Raw genomic sequence first — 20,594 nt, forward strand, 5'->3', positions numbered from 1 at the left:
CTTCAGAGACATTTGAAGTGTTGGATGCAGCGATCAAGGTAGCTGATGAGGCACTAGACCCAGCAGCAACTACGCCATTAACAGATGCTTCTGTGAAGGAACTGATTGATCAGTTGAATGCTGCGCTGGATCAGCTGGAGACCACTCCTGTAGAGTCGAATGAAGCGGTAATAGAATTATTAAAGTCTATTGCAATTGCAGAATCATTATTACCTGCTCTGGACGGTCAGGAAAAAAATGATCTTGAAACTGCGATTGATGCAGCGAAGACAGCAACTGTAGAAAATGCGGTTGAAGCGAAAACGACATTGGATAATGCTGTTGCTGTAATAAAAGCAGCTGAAGCAGAAGAAAATGCAGCTGAAGCGAAGTTGGATCAGTCGATTGCGGTGGCGGAATCTGTAATGGCAGGCTTACCGGAAGGTGAAGCTAAAACAGCACTTCAAACTGCGATTGAAATAGCGAAAGAAGTTAAAGATCCTGCGTCAAGCGAAGGTGATTTCAATACTGCGAAAACTGACCTGGATGCTGCGGTTAGTGCGGCTCAGACAGGCACAGGTGTTACACCAGAGCAAGAAGCAACTATTTCGACTTTTGCTGCAATTGCGATTAATGCCGAAGCTAAATCAAATAGTTACAACCAATCAGGAACAGCAGTTACAGAACTCACAGATGTTGGTGGTAATGTGGTGGGGCTTGGAGCAGGTAACGTTATTACTGCTGATGTTATCCAAGGAAATGCCGGTATTAGTTTCTATGTTGAAGCCAATCAGGAATTATCATTTGATTATGTTGCAAAATTAAATGGTGTGGCTTCAGGCACTAAAATTAATGTCATGCTTCTACGTGAAGAGTCAGTGAATGGCCAAACTATCTGGACTTCTGAAATTATAGGCTCAGGGACTGCGGGATCATTCTTGTTCATTCCAATCAATAATTTGAATCTTCATGTAAGTGATTTGCCTGCGGGTAAATATAAAATTATTGCAACAACTAGTGAGGGATTAAATTTACTTTCAGGTTTAACAGCCACTATGAGTAACTTTAAACTTAAAGATTATAATGATTCATCATCTTTAACTCTGGATTCTTATAGTCAGCAGGGTAATATTTTTGATCAGGCTGGTGTAGATGTCACAACATCACTTACACAGATTAGAGTCAAGACAGAGTCTGGTGTTAATATGGTTGATTTTTCAGGACAACCAACTTTAACAATTGATACAGATTATGGTGTATTAACAGTCGATACTTCTGGTAATTATGTTTATAAGCCTAATGCTAGTCTTGCTAATATTGGTAAATCTGAATCTTTTGATTTGGTTTATAAAATCGATGGTATTGATAAATTAATCAGTTTAAATATAGGAATTCAAAGTCCAAATATGGAAACTGATTTTACTGAAGGTACAATTATCAGTGGTTTTAATGCTCAAAATGATGTTAATTCAATTAAAATGGCCTTAAAACAAGCCAACGATAATATAAGTCTTTTTAATGCTCAGTTAAAACTCAATAATGATTTGGTTAAGAGTCAAGATTTGAAAAATGATGAGAAGGTTTATGAGTTTTATAAAGTTGCTTCCTCAGCAACACTTGAGTTTACCTTGAGTGGGAAAGATAGATTATTTACTTTTTATGCTGAAGAAAACTCAACTGTTAGTCAAAAATGGGATCTTTATAAAGATGGCATTAAAATCCAATCTGGAACTATAGATTCGACAAATACTTCCCTAACGAATGGAACTCTTGTTTTAGAAAACTTAAATGAGGGGGAATATCGTTTGGTATTATCTAATGGAGGTACGTCAGCTGGTCTTAAAAATATTACTATTATTAGTACAGATTTATATACCTATGAGTTAGACTCTACTAGAAATGAAACGATAGAAGGTAATATTTTAAGCAATGATTCATATAACCAAAGTTTTTACAAGCTATATGTTTCAACCGACTCAGGAGTGACTACTTATCAACAAGTCACCTCTATTATGGGGGTGAATGATGGTTTTGTTGTTAATGGTGAATATGGTCGCTTAACGATTTGGAGTAATGGACATTATAAATATGAGCTTTACTCTACCAATTCAGCCGATGTGTTAGGTAATTTGGATACATTTATCTATCGAATTGAATCTTTAAATGGTGATATTCGAGAAGCCACCTTAGATATTAAAATATCTTCATATCAAAGTATTTCTGATCAAGATAGTTATTCAGATATATTAATAACTGGTTCAATTGGTTCTGATATTATTATTGGTAATGAATTCAATAATATTATTGAAGGGAAGGGTGGTAATGATTTGCTAGTCTATTCAGTATTGGATAATGCTTCTAATACTGGTGGAAATGGTCATGATATCTGGACTGATTTTGATTATAATGTTTCTGCTTCTGATGGTGGGGATGCAATTAATATCTCAGAATTGCTTGTTGGATTTAACAAAGATGTTAGTGATATTAAAGAGTTTGTATCCGTGAGTTATGATGAAGTTAAGAAAGAAGCAGTAATTTCAATCGATCGTGATGGTACATCTGGTGAAACTTATCAGAGTGCGAAGTTATTAACTCTAACAAACCAAACTCAAGCAGTAACATTGGATGAATTGTTAAATAATCACCAAATTATTTTCTAATCAAAATTTAGAAAATTGTTTTAAAAAATCCTCAGCTTTGGCTGGGGATTTTTTTTATAAGTAAAGTTATAAAAACTTTTCTTAAAACTTTATGAAAAATAATGCTTAGGTTAAGATGAGCCATCATTTGTAAAAGCATTCTAGAAGACCTATGCAACCATTTGTTCTATATAACTCAGAGCAACGTAAAAAAGTAGAATTTGTACCTCGTAAAGAAGGTCAGATTGATCTGTATGTCTGTGGGATGACGGTCTATGACTACTGTCATATTGGACATGCACGTACCGTGGTTGCATTTGACTATATTATCCGTTTCCTGCGCAGTCAGGGCTGGAAAGTAAAATATGTCCGTAATATCACTGACATTGACGATAAGATTATTAAACGTGCCAATGAAAATGGGGAAAGCATTTCATCACTCACCAGTCGTTTTATTGATGCGATGAATGAAGACTTTGCCAAACTGGGCTGTCTTGCACCGGATGAAGCACCAAAAGCCACCGATTACATCAATCAAATGCAAAACATGATTGGTACGCTAGTGGAAAAAGGGACTGCATATCCGGCAAATAATGGCGATGTTTATTTCGAAGTTGAAAAATTTGCCAAATACGGCCGCCTTTCAGGCCGTAAACTGGAAGATATGCAGGCAGGGGCTTCTGAACGTGTAGACGTCGAAGTTGAGAAAAAACACCCATTCGATTTTGTGTTGTGGAAACATGCCAAAGAAAATGAACCTTCCTGGGCTTCACCATGGGGCAATGGTCGTCCAGGATGGCATATTGAATGTTCTGCGATGTCAACTTGCTGCCTCGGCAACCATTTTGATATTCATGGTGGTGGTGCTGACTTAAGCTTCCCGCATCATGAAAACGAGATTGCACAATCTGAAGCAGCGACAGGTGAGCAGTATGTGAACTACTGGATGCATGCCGGCTTCATCAATGTTGATGGTGAAAAGATGTCGAAGTCTTTGGGTAACTTCTTTACCATCCGTGATGTGATTGAAAAATTCCATCCGGAAGTGGTGCGTTACTTTATTGTGTCTTCACACTACCGCAGCCCAGTGAACTATTCTGATGTGGCCTTAAAAGAAGCGAAAAATACGCTGATGCGTTTCTATCATTCTTTCAAAGCTTATCAGGCAGTATATGGCGAACAACTGGTTGAAACTCTGGATCAAAGCTTTGTTGAGCGTTTCAATACAGCCATGTGTGATGACTTTAATACACCAGAAGCCATTGCTGTATTGTTTGAACTGAATAAAGAGCTGAATCGTGCAGTAAAAGATCAGAATCAGGAACAGGCTGCTGTTTATTATTCTACTCTGCGCCATCTCACCAATATTCTGGGTCTGGTACAGCACAATGTCGACGAATTCTTAAAGTCTGATATTGGTCAGGAAGCTTTAGGCTTGTCTGAAGAGCAGATTGAAGATCTGATCCAGCAACGTAAAGATGCCAAAAAAGAGAAAAACTTTGCTCGTGCCGATGAAATCCGCCAGTCTTTATTAGACCAAGGAGTGGTGCTGGAAGATACCCGTCAAGGAACTGTATGGCGTCGTGCTGATTAATTCGACAGTTGAATCAATAGAGAGTTGACAGTTAGCAGAAACTCTCTATAATTCACTCCCATATTGCGGGAATAGCTCAGTTGGTAGAGCACAACCTTGCCAAGGTTGGGGTCGCGAGTTCGAGTCTCGTTTCCCGCTCCAAAATTCAAAAAACCCTGATCGAAAGATTGGGGTTTTTTATTGCCTACGCAAAATAAAAAGGAAAATCAGAACTGATTAACATAATGAAATTCTGAATAATGAAGAGCTTTTGGTCAGGGAAATTTCTAAACATTCTGTTTAAGTTTTATGAAAAGCTCTACATTTTGAAACCTGACATTTGCATAGATATGATAAAATTGCGAAAATTATTTTTTGCTAGACTGAGTCAACTCTATATAGAGTTAAGGTAAACCTACTTTGAACCCACCAAATATGCCAAATCAAATAGACTTCCAGAAAGTTGCACTTGAAACCTTGCGTATCGAAGAACAAGCATTACAGATTTTAGCCACGCAGATTGATGAGCGTTTTAGTCAGGCATGTGAAATTATCCTACAGTGCAAAGGTCGTCTGGTGATTACCGGGATGGGGAAATCCGGGCATATTGGCCGTAAGATGGCGGCAACTTTTGCATCTACGGGTACGCCTTCATTCTTCATGCACCCGGGCGAGGCAGGGCATGGTGATCTTGGGATGCTGGTACCGGGTGATGTACTGATTGCCATTTCAAACTCAGGCAAAAGCGATGAAATCATGATGCTGATGCCTCTGATCAAGCGTCTGGAAATTCCCTTAATTACCATTAGTGGGGATGCCAAAGGCCCAATGCCACAAAATGCTGATGTGGCTTTAACTCTAGGTCATCTTCAGGAAGCCTGTCCACTTGGCCTGGCACCGACTTCGAGTACAACAGCAACTTTAGCGCTGGGTGATGCACTGGCTGTCGCTCTTTTAGATGCACGAGGTTTTACTGCTGACGATTTTGCCTTGTCACATCCAGCGGGTGCCTTGGGTAAACGCTTATTGCTGCATGTAAAACATCTCATGCATACAGGTTCAGAATTGCCAAAAGTGTCACCAGATACACCGATGAATCAAGTTTTATACGAGATTTCAAATAAACGCCTAGGTTTAACCACAATTGTGGATCAAAATGACCTTCTGCTGGGTATTTTCACTGATGGTGACTTGCGCCGACTGATCGACAAACAGCAAGGTTTTGATGTTAATTTACCGATTCAGGAAGTGATGACCAAAAATCCGCTGACGATTTCTCAGGAAGCACGTGCTGTCGTTGCACTGGAAAAAATGAACGAACGTAAAATTAATCAATTTGTAGTGGTTGATGATGCCAATAAAGTTATTGGTGTAATTAGTATGCATGACCTGATTCAGGCTGGGGTAAATTAATAAATGGCATCTTATGTATTATTAGAGCAGGCACGTCATATTGAGGCACTGGTACTTGATGTAGATGGTATTTTAAGCGACGGTTTTGTCACCTTGACCAATACGGGCGATGAGATCAAGTCTTTTGATATCCGTGATGGTCTGGGTATGAAACTGGTACAGCAAGCCGGAATCAAAGTGATCATTATCACTGGGCGTCAAAGCAATATCGTACAGAAACGTATGTCGGATTTAGGTGTAGATCTGGTTTATCAGGGCCGCGAAGATAAAGGGACTGCTTTGCGTGAAGCGTGTACTCAGCTCAATATCGATCCTGAAGACTGTTTATACATGGGTGATGACTGGCCTGATCTGTCTGCCTTCGCGATTGCTGGCATGAAAGTGACTGTTCCAAACGGCCATGTTGAAGTACGTCGTCGTGCTGATCTGGTAACGCAGGCCTATGGTGGTCGTGGTGCGGTACGCGAGATTTGTGACATGTTACTGATGTCCAAAGGTAAGTACCAAGAGTTACTTGAAAAATATACTCGTGCGCCTTATTAATAAGTCATACATCCTGGATTAAGTACACCGCTTATGGACACTAGAGTTTTATATCTTACGGCTATTATCATTGCCGCAATAAGTGGTGGTTATTACTATTACAGCGGTAAAGGCAACAAGTTGCAGACTGATTCTGCACGTAGCATGACCTATTCTGCGAATAATATTAACTTAACCCAAACTGATGAAAAGGGCATGTTATCTGTTCGTGCCCAGGTCGACCAGCTTGAACAAAACCTGCAGCTAGAGACTTCGAGTCTTAAAAATCTGCAGGCAACGACCTATAAAGACGGTCAGGTTGATGCGACATTCTTTGCCAAACAGGGCAACGGTTATGATGACAATACAAAAGTTGTACTTTCTCAAGAAGTGCTGGCGACCAAGATCATGCAAAATGGAAAAATGCAGTTCCGCACCGAGGAGCTGACGGCTTTTCCGAAAACACGTGAAATTGAAACCGATAAAACTGTCATTGTTGAATCTCCACAGGCTGAATTTATCAGTCAGGGCCTGAAAGCCAATCTTAATGATGGTCAATACGAATTCTTTAATATTCGAGGAAAGTATGAACCAAATTCCTAGAGCTAAAATGATGAAAACTTTCCTTAAGCGCGCTGCGTTGTTAAGTCTGGTTGCATTGGGTTCAGCCACTGCGTTTGCATTGCCATCTGACCGTAATCAGCCGATTACCTTATTAGCTGACCGTGCGACTTTTAATGAGCGTACTGGAGTCACGACTTATTCAGGTAATGTCATCATTGAACAGGGCACCATGAAATTGCAAGCCAATTCAATTGTGGCGAATCTGAATAATAAAAAACAGATCAGTCTGATTACGGCAACAGGTAGCCCGGCTCAATTTCAGCAGAAAGTTGATCCTGCCAAAGGTTTGGCCAAAGGTCAGGCACAGAAAATAGTCTATAATGCGGAAACCGGGATTATTACCCTATCTGGAAATGCCTACTTGCAGCAAGATGGCGCTAGTATCCGTGGTAATACACTGAAATACAGCATGAATAAAGGCGATATTGAAGCAACAGGTACACCAAATAAAACCGGTTCAGCAGCAGGTCGTGTACAAATCGTGATTCCGCCTTCATCTTCGAAATCCTTTCCGGGAGCACGTGATTAATGGCACAGACGCATCAGGTTCAAACTTTAACCATTAAGCATCTGGCGAAAAATTATAGTAAACGCTGGGTAGTCAAGGACGTTTCCTTCAGTATGGAAAGTGGGCAGATTGTTGGGCTTTTAGGGCCTAATGGTGCAGGTAAAACTACCAGTTTCTATATGGTGGTGGGTCTGGTGCGTATGGACAAGGGTGAGATCCATCTGGATGATCTCGATTTATCTGACTTGGCAATGCATGAACGTGCGCGTAAAGGTATTGGCTATTTACCGCAGGAAGCTTCTATTTTTAGAAAACTAACCATTTCTGAAAATATTATGGCGATTCTGGAAACCCGTAAGGATTTAAGCAAAGCTCAGCGTCAACAACGTTTAGCCGAATTACTAGCAGACTTTAAAATTACCCATATTAAAGATTCATTGGGTATGAGCGTGTCGGGTGGTGAACGTCGTCGTGCTGAAATTGCCCGTGCATTGGCAGCTGACCCTAAATTCATGCTATTGGATGAACCTTTTGCCGGGGTTGACCCGATTTCAGTGGGTGATATTAAAGATATTATTACGACGCTGAAAGATCGTGGAATTGGTGTATTGATTACCGATCACAACGTTCGTGAAACTTTGGCTATCTGTGAACATGCCTATATTGTCAGCGAAGGTTCAGTCATTGCTGAAGGCACGGCACAAGAAATTCTGGCCAATGAAACGGTACGTAAAGTTTATCTGGGTGATGACTTTACTGTATAGAAAATTTTCATTATCAGAAAAACCCGCATTAAGACTTTAGTCGTCAAATGCGGGTTTTTTTTACTTAACTTAAGACGAAAAAGCTATCTTTTTGTATGATTTGATATATTGTTAGGCTAAAACACGAAACATTCATTATTATGCAATTTAGGGTGCAGCACTTAAAAAATGTTCAGGAGATAATAGATAAAAATAAGGGGATATGGATCATTCTTCTTTTACCTTTATCTGTGCCATTCGTACATGCAGAAAATTCACAGAATTATTTTAATAATATTAAAAGTGGGTTAGGAAAACTGATTGCTCCAGAGCCAACGCGATCAGCGCAGACGATTGATATTAGCTCACTGAGTCAGTACTCACTGGATACCTCAAAGGTGGCTGAACTGCCGCAGATTAGTCGGCCGCAGCAGGCACAATCTTCAATTCGACCTATAAATGCTGGTATTCCTGCAAAAATGAGTCTGATTGAGGCGGTTCATACTGCAGTTCAGCGTCGTCCGGAAATTGCCCAGAGTATTTCGTCTTTATCTGCACAGGCCGCCAATATTGATGTGGCCAAAGCAGCGTATTATCCGCAGTTATCTGGCGGTGTAGGTACCGGAGATTTGACCTCAGGTGAACGTGGACGTCAGGTGGTTTCTCTGAATGCAACCCAGATGCTATATGACTTTGGCAAGATTAAAACCAATGTCAGTGTTGAAGAGGCGAGATTGGCAGAAGAACAGGCAAGAGTATTGGTGAGTCTGGATCAGGTGGCACTGGAAGTAGCGGATGCCATCGTCAATATTAAGCGCTATCAGGAAATTACCAAGATTGCCGAGCAACAGATTCAGGGCATCGCACGGATTGCAGAAATTGCCAATTTACGTGCCCGTGCCGGGATTAGCACACAGGCCGATCCGGTTCAGGCGCAATCCAATCTGGAAGCTGCACAATCTAACCTGATCGTGCAACAAACCCAGTTAAGACAATATCAGCAACGTCTGCGAACTTTATTGGGATTTGATGCCTCTGCAATCCAATGGGAAATTCCAGATCGTATCGTGACCCAGGCTGATCTTTATCAGGATCCTGAATTTACCCAGATTCCAAGCATGATCTTGGCACATTCAGGGGTAGATGTAGCTCGATTGCAAAAAGATCAGGCACGTTTAAGCCGTTATCCGACCATTAATCTGAAAGGTAGCTTAAGTCAGGCGGTTAATGGTCGAAATCCGAATAATAATGAAGATGATGGCTTTTATAATTCAATCATGATTGAAGCCAGCAGTAATTTTTATCAGGGTGGCGCTGTTCGGTCTCAGGCACGTGCTGCCAGTTATGCCGAAGAAGCTGCACGCGCACAGGTCAATACTGTCTATCTGGATGTGCTGGATCAGGTTCGTTTAATCCGGGAACAGATCGAAAATAAACAAAGACAAATGGATGTCCTGGCTCAGCGCCGTGAAACCACGGTACGAACCAAAGAGCTATATCAAGAACAATATAAATTGGGCACTCGGACTGTAGTGGATTTGTTGAATGCAGAACAGGCGATTCACAGCGCAGCACAGGAAATTGAATCAGCGCGCTATGACATCTATTCGGCGATTGTGCAATACATTCAGGTGACAGGTCGTACACGGGATATTTACGCGCTTAACCGTATTTCTATTCAGGGGTTTGAAGTTCAGCCATGAGTACTATAATAAATTATCAGCCGTGGCTTCAGGCAGTTTTGAATATTGCCAAGCATTATCGGATTGAACCATCTGAGGAACGGATTCGTCTGCAACTGGACTGGAACCAGCATCATGACATTGATGAAATGCTCAGGATTGTTAGCCGTCAGATGGGATTGAATGTCCGTAAAAATAAATTTGATAGCAGTCTGCTGAATCCCTGGCGTTTGCCCTTATTGGTTGAATTTGATAGCGGAGATGTCGGTGTTATTGAACGTATTGACACACAAGGCAATGTCAGTGTACAACTGAGTGGAGATGCCGGTTTATCGCAAAGTTTTACCATCGAGCAGTTAGAGGCTGGTGCGAAGCATGTTTATATCCTGCGACCAGAGTCTTCTGTACCGGATGCGCGTGTCGACGAATATATCAAGCCCTTTGAGAAAAACTGGTTCTGGTCAATTGTATTGAAAGACTGGAAACGCTATATCGATGTGATGTTTGCCTCTTTAATCGCCAATATTCTGGCTTTGGCAACGATTGTCTTCTCGATGAACGTTTATGACCGTGTCATTCCTTCACAATCGATTCCTACTTTATGGGTGTTGGCCGGTGGTGTACTGATTGCAGCTATTTTCGAATTTATATTACGGGTATCCCGTATTTATCTTTCAGACATTATTGGTAAACGGGCTGACTTGAAAATATCTGACCGGGTATTTGGGCATTCCTTAAGAATTAAAAACAGTGAGCGTTCCAAATCGACCGGAACGTTTATTTCACAGATTCGTGAACTCGAAGGTGTGCGTGAACTGGTCACTTCCACTACCGTGACGGCAATTGCAGATTTACCATTCTTCTTCCTGTTCCTGGGAATCTTCTGGATTATTGGCGGCAACCTGTTCTGGGTCATGCTACTGGTAGTACCACTCATGATTCTTCCGGGAATTCTGGCGCAGAAAAAACTGGCCAAGTTGGCACAGTTAGGAATGCGTGAATCTGCAATCCGTAATGCTTTATTAGTGGAAGCCGTACAAGGGATTGAAGATATCAAGCTGTTAAGAGCTGAAACCCGCTTCCAGAACCAATGGAATCATATGAATGAAGTCTCTGCTGATGTCAGTATGCAACAACGTAAAATTGTTGGCTTAATGACAGCATGGACCCAAAAAATTCAGGGACTCACCTTTGCTATTGTGGTCTTGGTGGGTGCATTTGCAGTAATGGATGGTGAGATGACGACAGGTGCTTTAGTTGCCTGTTCGATTTTATCATCACGGATGCTGGCACCCATTTCACAAATCACTGGTGTCTTGGGGCGTTTACAACAAGCCAAAGTTGCTAAAGGCGGTCTGGATGAATTGATGAAAAAACCGGTGGATCAACCGGACTATTCACATCTGATTCACCGTCCTGTATTGGATGGTCATTATGAGCTGAGTGGCGTGGTATTCAAATACGGCGATGATGATCCCAAACCGAGTCTGGTCATTCCAAAACTGGAAATTAAGCCAGGTGAAAAAATTGCAATTCTGGGCCGTAACGGTGCAGGTAAATCGACGCTGTTACAACTGTTGTCGGGCATGCAAACCCCAGCACAGGGTAAGGTCAAACTGGATGGTATTGATCTGACTCTGATCGATCCTTCAGATGTACGCCGTGATATGGGCCTGCTCAATCAGAATTCACAACTCTTTTACGGTAGTATTCGTGAAAACCTGACTTTGGGTGCACCGCTCGCTACGGATCAACAGATTCTGGAAGCCTTACAAATCACTGGTGCACTTAACTTTGTTCAAGAGAAAAAAGAAGGTCTGGATCATATCATTCTGGAAGGTGGAGTGGGCTTCTCGGGTGGACAGCGTCAAGCCTTATTACTCGCACGACTCCTGATCCGCCAGCCTAAAATTTTGTTGTTAGATGAGCCAACTGCAGCGATTGATGATGTTTCAGAAAAGCAGTTAATTGATCATCTGAAAGGGTATCTGTCCCATCGTACACTGGTAGTGGCAACGCATCGTCGCGCCGTACTGGAGTTAGTTGACCGTATTCTCGTGGTCAATGATGGCAAAATTGTCATGGATGGTCCACGAGACCAAATATTAAATCAGTCACAGGTAGGAACTAAACGGGTCGTGGGAGCAAGCGCATGAGTGAACCACAAACATTAACGCGTTCAAACAAAGTGAGCTTTCAGGAACCGCCATTACCTAAATCTAGTCTGATTATCTGGATTGTGGGCATTGGCTTGTTAATTCTATTGACATGGGCCTGGCTATTTAAACTGGAAGAGGTCTCGACCGGTACGGGTAAAGTCATTCCATCTTCCAAAGAACAGGTGATTCAGTCTCTGGAGGGCGGCATTCTAACCAAGTTAAATGTTAAAGAAGGCGAGATTGTAGAACGTGGCCAAGTCTTGGCTCAGCTTGATCCAACCCGCTTTGAATCAAATGTCGGTGAATCAGAATCCTTACTAATCGCTTCACGTGCGACTTCCGCCCGTTTACGTGCAGAAGTGAGTGGTACGCCATTGTCTTTCCCTGAAGAAGTGCTGAAATATCCGAAACTGGTTAAAGAAGAAACCGCACTGTATCAGTCACGTCGTGCCAATCTGGAAGAATCTCTTGCCGGCTTGCAACAGGCATTGGTACTGGTACAACAGGAACTGGAAATGACCGCGCCATTGGTGGCTAAAGGGGCAGCCAGTGAAGTTGAAGTTTTACGGTTGAAGCGAGAAGCCAATGACCTGCGTAACCAGATGAATGATATTCGTAACCAGTACTATGTTAAAGCACGGGAAGAACTTTCCAAAGCCAATACTGATGTGGAAACCCAGCAACAGGTGGTACGCGGCAAGTCAGATACCTTGAACCGGACCATTTTTAAATCCCCAGTTCGTGGCGTGGTCAAAGAAATTGATGTCATGACTTTGGGTGGCGTGGTTCCGCAAAATGGCAAGCTGATGACCATCGTGCCTCTGGACGAGAAATTACTTGTTGAAGCCCGAATTTCACCACGTGATATTGCTTTTATCCGTCCTGATCAGGAAGCACTGGTGAAGATTACTGCCTATGATTACTCGATTTATGGCGGTCTAAAAGGTAAAGTGACCGTGATTTCGCCAGATACCTTGCGGGATGAAGTCAAACAGGATCAGTTCTACTATCGTGTGTATATCCGTACCGATAGTGACAAATTGAGAAATGCCGCCGGGCAGGAGTTTAATATCACACCAGGTATGGTGGCCTCTGTTGACATTCGTACCGGCGCAAAAACGGTAATGGACTATCTGATCAAGCCATTCAACAAGGCTAAAGAAGCATTGCGTGAACGTTAAATTTAAAAGTAATTAATAAAATTAAATTGAATCAAGCCTCTCGTATAGAGAGGCTTTTTCTTTGCCACCTCAAAACAGGTATACTGCACAGGTGAAATTTGAATGCCTGAAGTTATGCCATTTACCATTGCCAGCCTTGTCAGTTTTGAGGAAGACATCAAAAAAAGCCGATTTCAGGCCTTTGCCACACCTGTAGAAAATGAGCAGGATGTGAAGGATTTTCTGGAGGCCTATCGTGATCCGACCACCACTCATCAATGCTGGGCCTGGAAAATCGGTCATCATGTACGCTTTAATGATGATGGTGAGCCATCGGGTACCGCCGGCCGGCCGATCCTCGCGACTATTGAAGGCAATGAGCTAACCAATGTACTGGTACTGGTGAATCGATGGTATGGCGGTATTAAACTAGGCACCGGCGGTCTGGTCCGTGCCTATGGGGGCTGTGCTGGACAATGTTTGTTATTAGCTGAAAAAATTAAGCTGATTGAAAAGAAAAAGGTCGAATTTGCCTGCCAGTTTAATGAGTGGGCGATTTTTCAGTATGAGCTGAATCAGCAGCAGATTGATTATCAGGAAGAATATATGGCTGAAGGTGTACAGGTTCAGGCACAATTTCAGAAACATCAGATTGAGCCTTTTGCTCTGAAGATTCAGGATGTTACTCGCGGACGTGAACAATTAAAAATCATAGAAGAAGCCACAGATGACTGAACCAGATCCATTACTGAAATATCGTGAGCAGCATAAACACCGCCTGAATTATATGCCTTGGCTATATTGGTCCTTAAAACCCAAGAATCGTGGTTGGGCTGAAGCTTGGCAGAAAGAATATCAGACCTATCTGATGGAGATGGAAACAGTCGAAATTGGCGAAAACTGTTTTATTTCGCCGTTGGCGCATATCTTTGCTGAGCCGGGTCGTAAAATTAGTATCGGAGATAATACCTTTATTGCGGCAGATTGTACGCTACATGGTCCTCTGGAGATTGGTAACGAAGTCGCCATTAATCATCACTGTATTCTGGATGGTGGTCGGGTGGGCATTAAACTGCATGACCAGGTACGTATCGCAGCTTATTGTCATCTTTATGCCTTTGATCATGGGATGGAACTGGAGCAGCCAATTTATCAGCAGCCAGTCAGGTCTAAAGGGATTGAGATTGGTCGGGATGTCTGGCTAGGTGCTCATGTCGGCATTAAAGATGGGGTGAAAATTGCCGATCAGGCGATTATAGGGATGAATAGCATGGTCACGAAGGATATTGAAGCGCGTGCAATTGTCGCCGGAAATCCGGCAAAATTGATTCGATATCGGGATTAAAATAGTAAAAAAGGTGCTTGTAAAAAGGATTTATATCAAGCGCTTAATATTAGGTAAAGGTCTTATCACATCACATAAAAGTTAACATATTTCAATTCAAGCCTTACAGATTTCAGTGCACATTTACTAATGCTTGTGCTAAGTTAAAAATAACTAAGAAATTTTTATTATAAAAGAGAGGCTGAACATGAAACGTGTCATTGCCTGCATAGACTCCTCACCATGCACGAACGCACTTGCAGATGCGGCTGCATGGATTGCCAAACAGACCGGCCGTGAACTGGTTTTATTACAGGTTCTGGATTATTACCCGGCCAGTTATCATCTTGGGGAAATTAGCGGTGTGATTGGCTTTGAAAGCAATGCCATGTTGCTTAAAGAGCTGGCTGAGCTGGAGCAAAAGCAAAGTGAAATTGCGCTTAGTTATAGCAATAATCTGCTCCAGCATATTTCGGATCGTATCTTTAAAGATTATGGCATCCGCACCACCCATATTCAGGAAAAGGGTGATTTTCTGGAACAAAGTTTTCAGATTCTAAAACCTGATGATATTGCTGTAATCGGACTACTCGGTGAGCGTTCTGCCGAGAAAAACAAGCCAATCGGCACCAATGTAGAAAACTTTATCCGTGGTGCTAACTGTACAGTGATGACTGTAGGGGAACACTTCAGACCACCGACACGTTTTATCTTTGCTTATGAATATTCACCAACCTGTGTGAAGATGATGAAACGCATTGCAGAAAGTGATTTATTAAGACAATTACAATGTCATCTGCTTTATATCGGGGATCATGTGGAAATCCTGAATGAGCCTCTGCAATATTTGACAGAAGCAGGACTAGAGGTCGTTCCAGAATACCGCTATGGAGAAGTAGCTGAAAATATCCTGTCTTATCAGCAGGAACATGGGATTCAGTTAATTGTCTTGGGGGCATTCAGTCACAGCAAGATCCACCAGTTCTTCTTGGGCAGTATTGCGACAACGATTTTCCGAAATTCTAAAGTGCCATTATTGGTAGCGAAGTAGAAAGAGGGTGATAAAACCTACAGAAATGTATTTTTTGATAAATTGTTACAGCTTGAATTAAAAATAACCAGAGTTATCCTCATATATTGTGGATAACTCTGTGGTTACATTCTGTAAGATGATGTTATTTATCAGGAATACTTTATTGGCTGATTTTTGTTCTAGTCGTATTATTTGACAATTGCGAGTGCAAAACCATCATGTCCTTTACTGCCAACGGTCTGTAAAGCAGTACAAGATAAGATACGTGGATGATTTTCCAGCGCTTTAAACATGTCACGAATGCCTTCAATACTTGGTTTTTTATTATCCGGATTGATGATATCACCGGCACGAATCACATTGTCCAGGAAAATGATAGTACCGGAGTGAGAAAAGTTTAAGCTCAGCTCCAGATATTCAGGATAGCTTTGCTTATCGGCATCAATAAAAATAAAGTCAAAGGCTTCAGTATCTTGAGGCAGGGCACGAAGCACATCTGCAGCACGGCCACATTTCAGCTCAACTTTCTGTTTTAACTGTGCACGATCAATATTTTCCTGTCCCATCGCAGCATGTGTATCACGGCCTTCGATTGTCAGGATATAACCGTCTTCAGGGAGGGCACGAGCCAGCCACATGGTGCTATATGCAGCAAAGGTTCCTAGTTCCAGTACGCGCTTGCACTTATTCATCTGGATCAGCATTTGCAGCAGCATGCCCTGATTCGGCGCAACAGCCAGATGATCTGGAAAACCATGTGCAGCAGTATTTTCAAGAGTCTGATTCAGGATAGGATCTTCAGGAATTAAATGTGAATCAATGTAGCGGTCAATATCTGTCCACATTTGTTGCATAGTACTCGCACCTTTGTTGTGATGCGTGCATTTTAAACTTTTCCGGGCACAGCGCAATTTATTGTTCTATATTCGCTGATTTTTTAGGCTATACAAAGCCAAAAGCTGGCTTTGTATAGAAAATGAAATGACTTAGTAATTACACATTGATGAGCGACGGCTTAAATCCGGACCCCAAGTGCGATAACCTTGGGTATCAATATGGATTTGGCCAGAGGCATATAAACCGAGCCCCATATTCAGGCTTTGTCCATGCTGTAACCAAAACTGGCACAGTTTGAACTTGGTATTTTCAATTGCTGCATAATCCTGAGCCTGTGGGTACTCAGGTCCGATCCGAAAATCAATTGCCGAGTTAAACAGGTGACGTGAAGAATTGGCTCCACCGGCACACTGATTTAAAGGCAGGTCACGATAAACCGAAGTGACTTCAAAATCAGTCAGTACATTGGCAGCAACCAGATATTTGAAGACACGTAAAGTAGGCACCTGATTTGACCAGAGCTCACGGCTTGGAATCATATATTGCGATCGACCACATTTAGCCCAATCCCGTGCAGTACGCATCAGCTCAAAACTTGGAATAATATTTCCGACCCCTTGCTGGGCCAAAAAGTTTTCATATTCACGTACAAGAGACAGGTTATTTAGTGCCGATACCCAGTGAGTATAGACATAAGGAACCGGTTTAGGCTGTGGTTTATGGTTGTACTGGACTCGTTCTTCTGGGATGTAAATCCTTTTATCTGGAGTTACTTTACCAGACTGTTTTGTGGTGGTAGCACATCCTACAAAGACAAGCGGGATTATACAAACACTCAATAACCCCTTTATTAAATGCTTCATTGATAGCAATTCAGATATTTTAAAATAGCGCTATTTTAGTCCACTTTTACGGAGAAAATCAGGATAAATTGCAATGAAATGTGTGGATGGGGTATAAAAAAGACCAGTCTATGCTGGTCTTTTTTTAAGATTTGAAAAATTATTTTTCAAGATATTGTAATTTATCAGTTTTACCATTCCACTCTTCACGGTCAGCAGGTTGCTCACCAATTTGAGTGATATTTGGCCATTTTTGAGACAGTTCAGCATTTAGCTCGATAAAGACTTCTTGGCCTTCCGGTAATTCATCTTCAGAGAAAATTGCATTCGCAGGACATTCAGGCTCACATAACGCGCAGTCGATACACTCGTCCGGGTTAATCACAAGGAAGTTAGGACCTTCATAGAAACAGTCTACTGGGCAAACTTCAACACAGTCTTGATATTTACATTTAATACAATTTTCAGTGACAACGAAGGTCATGGCGACAGCTACCTAAAAAATATGGTTCTAATGACGAATACCGTATTTTAGGCAAAAATAGAGGGAACAAACAATTCCTTTTATTGATATTTGTTATATATAGGGCTGTTAAATTTGAAAAAACTGCGATGATTGGATGAAAGGCTTAGGGAATGAGAATCATCATCAGCTAAGCCCTATGCGGGATAGGGCTTAGAAGAGATTTTAACTTGGCTGTTTCATGAGATCTTTAAGAGCATAAAGTTGCTGTAATGCTTCACGTGGGCTCAGATTGTCGACATCAATGTCTTCTAATAATTCAAGCGCTGCTGAAGGCTTTTCAATCTCGATGACTTTTTCGATGATTTCAGGCATCGCAAACAGATCATGCTGCGGACTCTGTGGTTTGGCCTGATGCTGCTTTTCCAGAATCTTCAAGCGATGCTGAGCTTCTTTAATTACAGCCGCAGGAATACCTGCCAGTTTAGCCACCTGTAAACCATGACTCTGGCTAGCTGGGCCATGTTGGACTTTATGCAGCAGAATAAGGTTGCCATTTAGTTCTTTGGCTGTGACATGATAGTTATCAATTCCTGCTTCTTTGTCCAGTTCGGTTAGCTCAAAATAATGCGTTGCGAACAGACATAGACATTGAATCCGTTTAGTCAGATCCAGCACACAAGCCCAAGCCAGGGACAGCCCGTCATAAGTACTGGTTCCACGACCCACTTCATCCATCAGAACCAGAGATTGACTGGTAGCATGATGCAGAATTTGCGAAGTTTCCGTCATTTCCACCATAAAGGTTGATTTGCCAGTCGACAAATCATCTGCAGAGCCAATCCGGGTAAAGATTCGGTCAATTGGACCCAGTGTTGTCGATTGCGCTGGCACATAACTACCGCAATAAGCCAGTAGGGCAATCAGGGCAGTCTGGCGCATAAAGGTGGATTTACCACCCATATTTGGACCGGTGATAATGGCCATACGGTGCTGATAATCCAGCTGGGTATCATTTGGAGTAAAGGCTGCCTTGCTTAAGGCTTCAACCACAGGATGACGGCCGGCAACGATTTTCACACCAATTTCAGGGCTGAATTTTGGTCGTGCCCAATTGCGTAAACGTGCCTGATGGGCAAAGTTTGCCAACAGATCGATCTGGGCAATCGCACTGCTCATCATCTGTAGATTGCCAATATCCTGACGCAGTTCATCCAGCAACATTTCGAATAGCATTTTCTCGCGAGCAAGTGCACGGGATTCGCTAGACAATACTTTATCTTCAAAAGCTTTTAGTTCAGGCGTGATATAACGCTCAGCATTTTTCAGCGTTTGGCGACGGATATAATGTTCAGGTGCCTGTTCAGCTTGTGCACGAGTCAGTTCGATATAATAACCACTGACACGGTTATAGCCGATTTTCAGGGTAGGAATGCCGCTTTGCTCACGTTCCTTAATCTCCAGATCAATCAGGAACTGTCCGGCATGATCACGGATTTTACGCAGCTCATCCAGCTCGCTATCGAAACCTTCTGCAATGACATTGCCATCACGTAGCAATACCGGTGGATTTTCAACAATGGCGGACATCAGGCGCTGATGCAGGCCATGAAAATCGCCCAGTTCTTCATTCAGCTGTTGCAATAATTTCGAATTCTGCTGACTTAACAGCGGTTGTAACGCATGGCGTAAAAATGGAATCTGTGCACAGGCTTGACGTAATTGCACCAGATCACGTGGACGCGCACTACCTAAAGCGATTCGGCTGAGTACACGTTCAATATCACTGATTTCTTTTAAGACCAGACGGACTGGCGATTCATGGAAACCTTCAAGCAATGCCTGTGTCGCATCCAGTCGCTCATCCAGTATCGCAGTATCACGAAGCGGTTGCATCAGGGTTCGGCTAAGCAGACGGCCACCCATAGCAGTCTGGCAATCATTGATCAGCTGAAACAATGAAGTGCCATGTTCAAATAAAGGCTCAATCAATTCGAGGTTGCGACGGGTGACTGGATCCAGTGCAATAAAGTCTGAACTTTGTTCCAGTTGAATGGTTCGGATATGCGGTAAAGCCGTTTTCTGAGTTTCTTTGGCATAGTGAATCAATGCGGCTGCAGCAGCTTTGGCCAAGGGCAGATGATCAATTCCGAAACCTGAAAGTGTACTTACTGCAAACTGGTCGCATAAGGTCTTCTGGGCATTGTTCTGGTTAAAGTCAACATTCGGACGTTTGCTGATCGGAACATCTAGCTGTTGTTTTAAGTGTTCTACCAGTTCTTGATCTTGCAGATTTTCATCAATCACAATTTCGCTAGGCATCAGGCGTGCCAATTCAATGGCTAACTGACTTAAGTCATAATCGATTTGCTGGACTTTGAATAAACCGGCACTCAGGTCAAGAAGTGCAATTCCAATTTGTTGCTGGTGAACATACAGAGCCACCAAGTTGGAGGTTTGATGCGCACCTAATAAAGCATCATCTGTTAAGGTTCCAGGGGTAATGATTCGGACGACACCACGTTCAACTGGGCCTTTACCAGTGACCTCACCAATCTGCTCACAGATCACCACCGTTTCGCCTTTTTTCACCAGACGAGCCAGATAGCCTTCAGCGGCATGGAAAGGTACACCGGCCATCGGAATTGGCTGGCCATTGGCTTTACCGCGATGGGTCAGGGTAATACCTAAAATTTTGGCGGCCTTATGGGCATCTTCAAAGAACAGTTCATAGAAATCACCCATGCGATAGAACATCAATGAGTGTGGATGCTGCATTTTGACCGACATGTATTGCTGCATCATGGGCGTTAAGCTAGAGAGATCAGCCACAAGTTCTGAACTGGTCATTAAGAAAAAATCCTTTAAATATATAAAGCCAAACCTGAATCTTTTTCCGGAACATTATCCTCGGAAAACCTGAAAAATAGCCTAAGCTAAAATCCTGTAAAGATTGGTTTGAATGTCAAAAATAATTGCCCCAAGTCTAACAAATTTAATTTTTAGAAAGAAATATAAATCCGTAGGAATCTGTATTTGGACGGACTTAGTCGATATAAAGCATAAAAGGGTATTGATACATGGGTTGCCCAT

17 protein-coding genes and 1 tRNA gene are annotated in these 20,594 nt (G+C 42.3%); 14 read left to right on the forward strand and 4 right to left on the reverse strand.

Features of this window, described 5'->3' with window-relative positions; all coding sequences use genetic code 11:
• From FTU46_RS02655 to FTU46_RS02720, 14 genes are all read left to right on the forward strand, one after another.
• Positions 1-2,639 (forward strand): type I secretion C-terminal target domain-containing protein (locus FTU46_RS02655; RefSeq protein ID WP_180104284.1); only part of this gene is annotated, 2,639 nt, incomplete at its 5' end.
• 151 nt (positions 2,640-2,790) lie between these two features.
• Complete coding sequence (gene cysS / locus FTU46_RS02660; RefSeq protein ID WP_004786237.1) at positions 2,791-4,212, forward strand: cysteine--tRNA ligase; 1,422 nt, start codon at positions 2,791-2,793, stop codon at positions 4,210-4,212.
• A 65-nt stretch (positions 4,213-4,277) separates the two neighbouring features.
• A tRNA-Gly gene (locus FTU46_RS02665) sits at positions 4,278-4,353 on the forward strand.
• 273 nt (positions 4,354-4,626) lie between these two features.
• A complete protein-coding gene (locus FTU46_RS02670) occupies positions 4,627-5,604 on the forward strand; it encodes a KpsF/GutQ family sugar-phosphate isomerase (RefSeq protein WP_004786235.1) in 978 nt (325 codons plus the stop codon).
• A 3-nt stretch (positions 5,605-5,607) separates the two neighbouring features.
• A complete protein-coding gene (locus FTU46_RS02675; protein WP_034170294.1) occupies positions 5,608-6,147 on the forward strand; it encodes an HAD family hydrolase in 540 nt (179 codons plus the stop codon).
• Between the two features lie 33 nt (positions 6,148-6,180).
• Complete coding sequence (gene lptC / locus FTU46_RS02680; RefSeq protein ID WP_175967395.1) at positions 6,181-6,729, forward strand: LPS export ABC transporter periplasmic protein LptC; 549 nt, start codon at positions 6,181-6,183, stop codon at positions 6,727-6,729.
• Positions 6,713-7,279, forward strand: a complete 567-nt coding sequence (gene lptA, locus FTU46_RS02685) for a lipopolysaccharide transport periplasmic protein LptA (protein WP_159122791.1) — start codon at positions 6,713-6,715, stop codon at positions 7,277-7,279. Before lptC ends, lptA begins: the two co-directional genes overlap by 17 nt.
• Complete coding sequence (gene lptB / locus FTU46_RS02690; RefSeq protein ID WP_004786227.1) at positions 7,279-8,022, forward strand: LPS export ABC transporter ATP-binding protein; 744 nt, start codon at positions 7,279-7,281, stop codon at positions 8,020-8,022. The genes lptA and lptB overlap by 1 nt, the downstream gene beginning before the upstream one ends.
• 140 nt (positions 8,023-8,162) lie before the next feature.
• On the forward strand, positions 8,163-9,704 hold the full coding sequence (locus tag FTU46_RS02695; protein WP_180104285.1) for a TolC family outer membrane protein: 1,542 nt from the start codon (positions 8,163-8,165) through the stop codon (positions 9,702-9,704).
• The gene (locus FTU46_RS02700) at positions 9,701-11,839 is read left to right on the forward strand and encodes a type I secretion system permease/ATPase (RefSeq protein ID WP_180104286.1); all 2,139 of its coding nucleotides are present in this window, start codon (positions 9,701-9,703) and stop codon (positions 11,837-11,839) included. Before FTU46_RS02695 ends, FTU46_RS02700 begins: the two co-directional genes overlap by 4 nt.
• On the forward strand, positions 11,836-13,023 hold the full coding sequence (locus FTU46_RS02705; protein ID WP_004786223.1) for an HlyD family efflux transporter periplasmic adaptor subunit: 1,188 nt from the start codon (positions 11,836-11,838) through the stop codon (positions 13,021-13,023). The genes FTU46_RS02700 and FTU46_RS02705 overlap by 4 nt, the downstream gene beginning before the upstream one ends.
• Positions 13,024-13,137: 114 nt before the next feature.
• Positions 13,138-13,737 carry a YigZ family protein gene (locus tag FTU46_RS02710; protein ID WP_034170371.1) on the forward strand — a complete coding sequence of 200 codons (600 nt, stop codon included), beginning with the start codon at positions 13,138-13,140 and terminating at the stop codon, positions 13,735-13,737.
• A complete protein-coding gene (locus FTU46_RS02715) occupies positions 13,730-14,347 on the forward strand; it encodes a DapH/DapD/GlmU-related protein (RefSeq protein WP_180068439.1) in 618 nt (205 codons plus the stop codon). Before FTU46_RS02710 ends, FTU46_RS02715 begins: the two co-directional genes overlap by 8 nt.
• 187 nt (positions 14,348-14,534) lie before the next feature.
• Positions 14,535-15,377, forward strand: a complete 843-nt coding sequence (locus FTU46_RS02720) for a universal stress protein (RefSeq protein WP_034703837.1) — start codon at positions 14,535-14,537, stop codon at positions 15,375-15,377.
• Positions 15,378-15,547: 170 nt separating this feature from the next.
• On the opposite strand, the gene FTU46_RS02725 is transcribed toward FTU46_RS02720, so the two are convergent.
• The 4 genes from FTU46_RS02725 to mutS all read right to left on the reverse strand — a co-directional run bounded on the left by FTU46_RS02725 (position 15,548) and on the right by mutS (position 20,351).
• A complete protein-coding gene (locus tag FTU46_RS02725; protein WP_166135213.1) occupies positions 15,548-16,213 on the reverse strand; it encodes an O-methyltransferase in 666 nt (221 codons plus the stop codon).
• 132 nt (positions 16,214-16,345) lie between these two features.
• Complete coding sequence (locus tag FTU46_RS02730) at positions 16,346-17,059, reverse strand: D-Ala-D-Ala carboxypeptidase family metallohydrolase (RefSeq protein ID WP_004786214.1); 714 nt, start codon at positions 17,057-17,059, stop codon at positions 16,346-16,348.
• Between the two features lie 139 nt (positions 17,060-17,198).
• Positions 17,199-17,522 carry a ferredoxin FdxA gene (gene fdxA / locus FTU46_RS02735; protein WP_004786212.1) on the reverse strand — a complete coding sequence of 108 codons (324 nt, stop codon included), beginning with the start codon at positions 17,520-17,522 and terminating at the stop codon, positions 17,199-17,201.
• Positions 17,523-17,726: 204 nt separating this feature from the next.
• Positions 17,727-20,351, reverse strand: a complete 2,625-nt coding sequence (gene mutS, locus FTU46_RS02740) for a DNA mismatch repair protein MutS (RefSeq protein ID WP_180104287.1) — start codon at positions 20,349-20,351, stop codon at positions 17,727-17,729.
• Positions 20,352-20,594 lie beyond the last annotated feature (243 nt).

It is taken from the genome of Acinetobacter sp. YH12108 (assembly GCF_013419055.1).
Taxonomy (GTDB): domain Bacteria; phylum Pseudomonadota; class Gammaproteobacteria; order Pseudomonadales; family Moraxellaceae; genus Acinetobacter.

Bases quoted from the DNA above. Each gene is read 5' to 3' on its own strand.
- mutS (WP_180104287.1), bottom strand. From the start codon at position 20,351: ATGACCAGTTCAGAACTTGTGGCTGATCTCTCTAGCTTAACGCCCATG.
- lptC (WP_175967395.1), top strand. From the start codon at position 6,181: ATGGACACTAGAGTTTTATATCTTACGGCTATTATCATTGCCGCAATA.
- cysS (WP_004786237.1), top strand. From the start codon at position 2,791: ATGCAACCATTTGTTCTATATAACTCAGAGCAACGTAAAAAAGTAGAA.
- FTU46_RS02675 (WP_034170294.1), top strand. From the start codon at position 5,608: ATGGCATCTTATGTATTATTAGAGCAGGCACGTCATATTGAGGCACTG.
- FTU46_RS02725 (WP_166135213.1), bottom strand. From the start codon at position 16,213: ATGCAACAAATGTGGACAGATATTGACCGCTACATTGATTCACATTTA.
- FTU46_RS02670 (WP_004786235.1), top strand. From the start codon at position 4,627: ATGCCAAATCAAATAGACTTCCAGAAAGTTGCACTTGAAACCTTGCGT.
- fdxA (WP_004786212.1), bottom strand. From the start codon at position 17,522: ATGACCTTCGTTGTCACTGAAAATTGTATTAAATGTAAATATCAAGAC.
- FTU46_RS02710 (WP_034170371.1), top strand. From the start codon at position 13,138: ATGCCATTTACCATTGCCAGCCTTGTCAGTTTTGAGGAAGACATCAAA.
- FTU46_RS02705 (WP_004786223.1), top strand. From the start codon at position 11,836: ATGAGTGAACCACAAACATTAACGCGTTCAAACAAAGTGAGCTTTCAG.
- FTU46_RS02720 (WP_034703837.1), top strand. From the start codon at position 14,535: ATGAAACGTGTCATTGCCTGCATAGACTCCTCACCATGCACGAACGCA.
- FTU46_RS02730 (WP_004786214.1), bottom strand. From the start codon at position 17,059: ATGAAGCATTTAATAAAGGGGTTATTGAGTGTTTGTATAATCCCGCTT.
- FTU46_RS02715 (WP_180068439.1), top strand. From the start codon at position 13,730: ATGACTGAACCAGATCCATTACTGAAATATCGTGAGCAGCATAAACAC.
- FTU46_RS02700 (WP_180104286.1), top strand. From the start codon at position 9,701: ATGAGTACTATAATAAATTATCAGCCGTGGCTTCAGGCAGTTTTGAAT.
- lptA (WP_159122791.1), top strand. From the start codon at position 6,713: ATGAACCAAATTCCTAGAGCTAAAATGATGAAAACTTTCCTTAAGCGC.
- lptB (WP_004786227.1), top strand. From the start codon at position 7,279: ATGGCACAGACGCATCAGGTTCAAACTTTAACCATTAAGCATCTGGCG.
- FTU46_RS02695 (WP_180104285.1), top strand. From the start codon at position 8,163: ATGCAATTTAGGGTGCAGCACTTAAAAAATGTTCAGGAGATAATAGAT.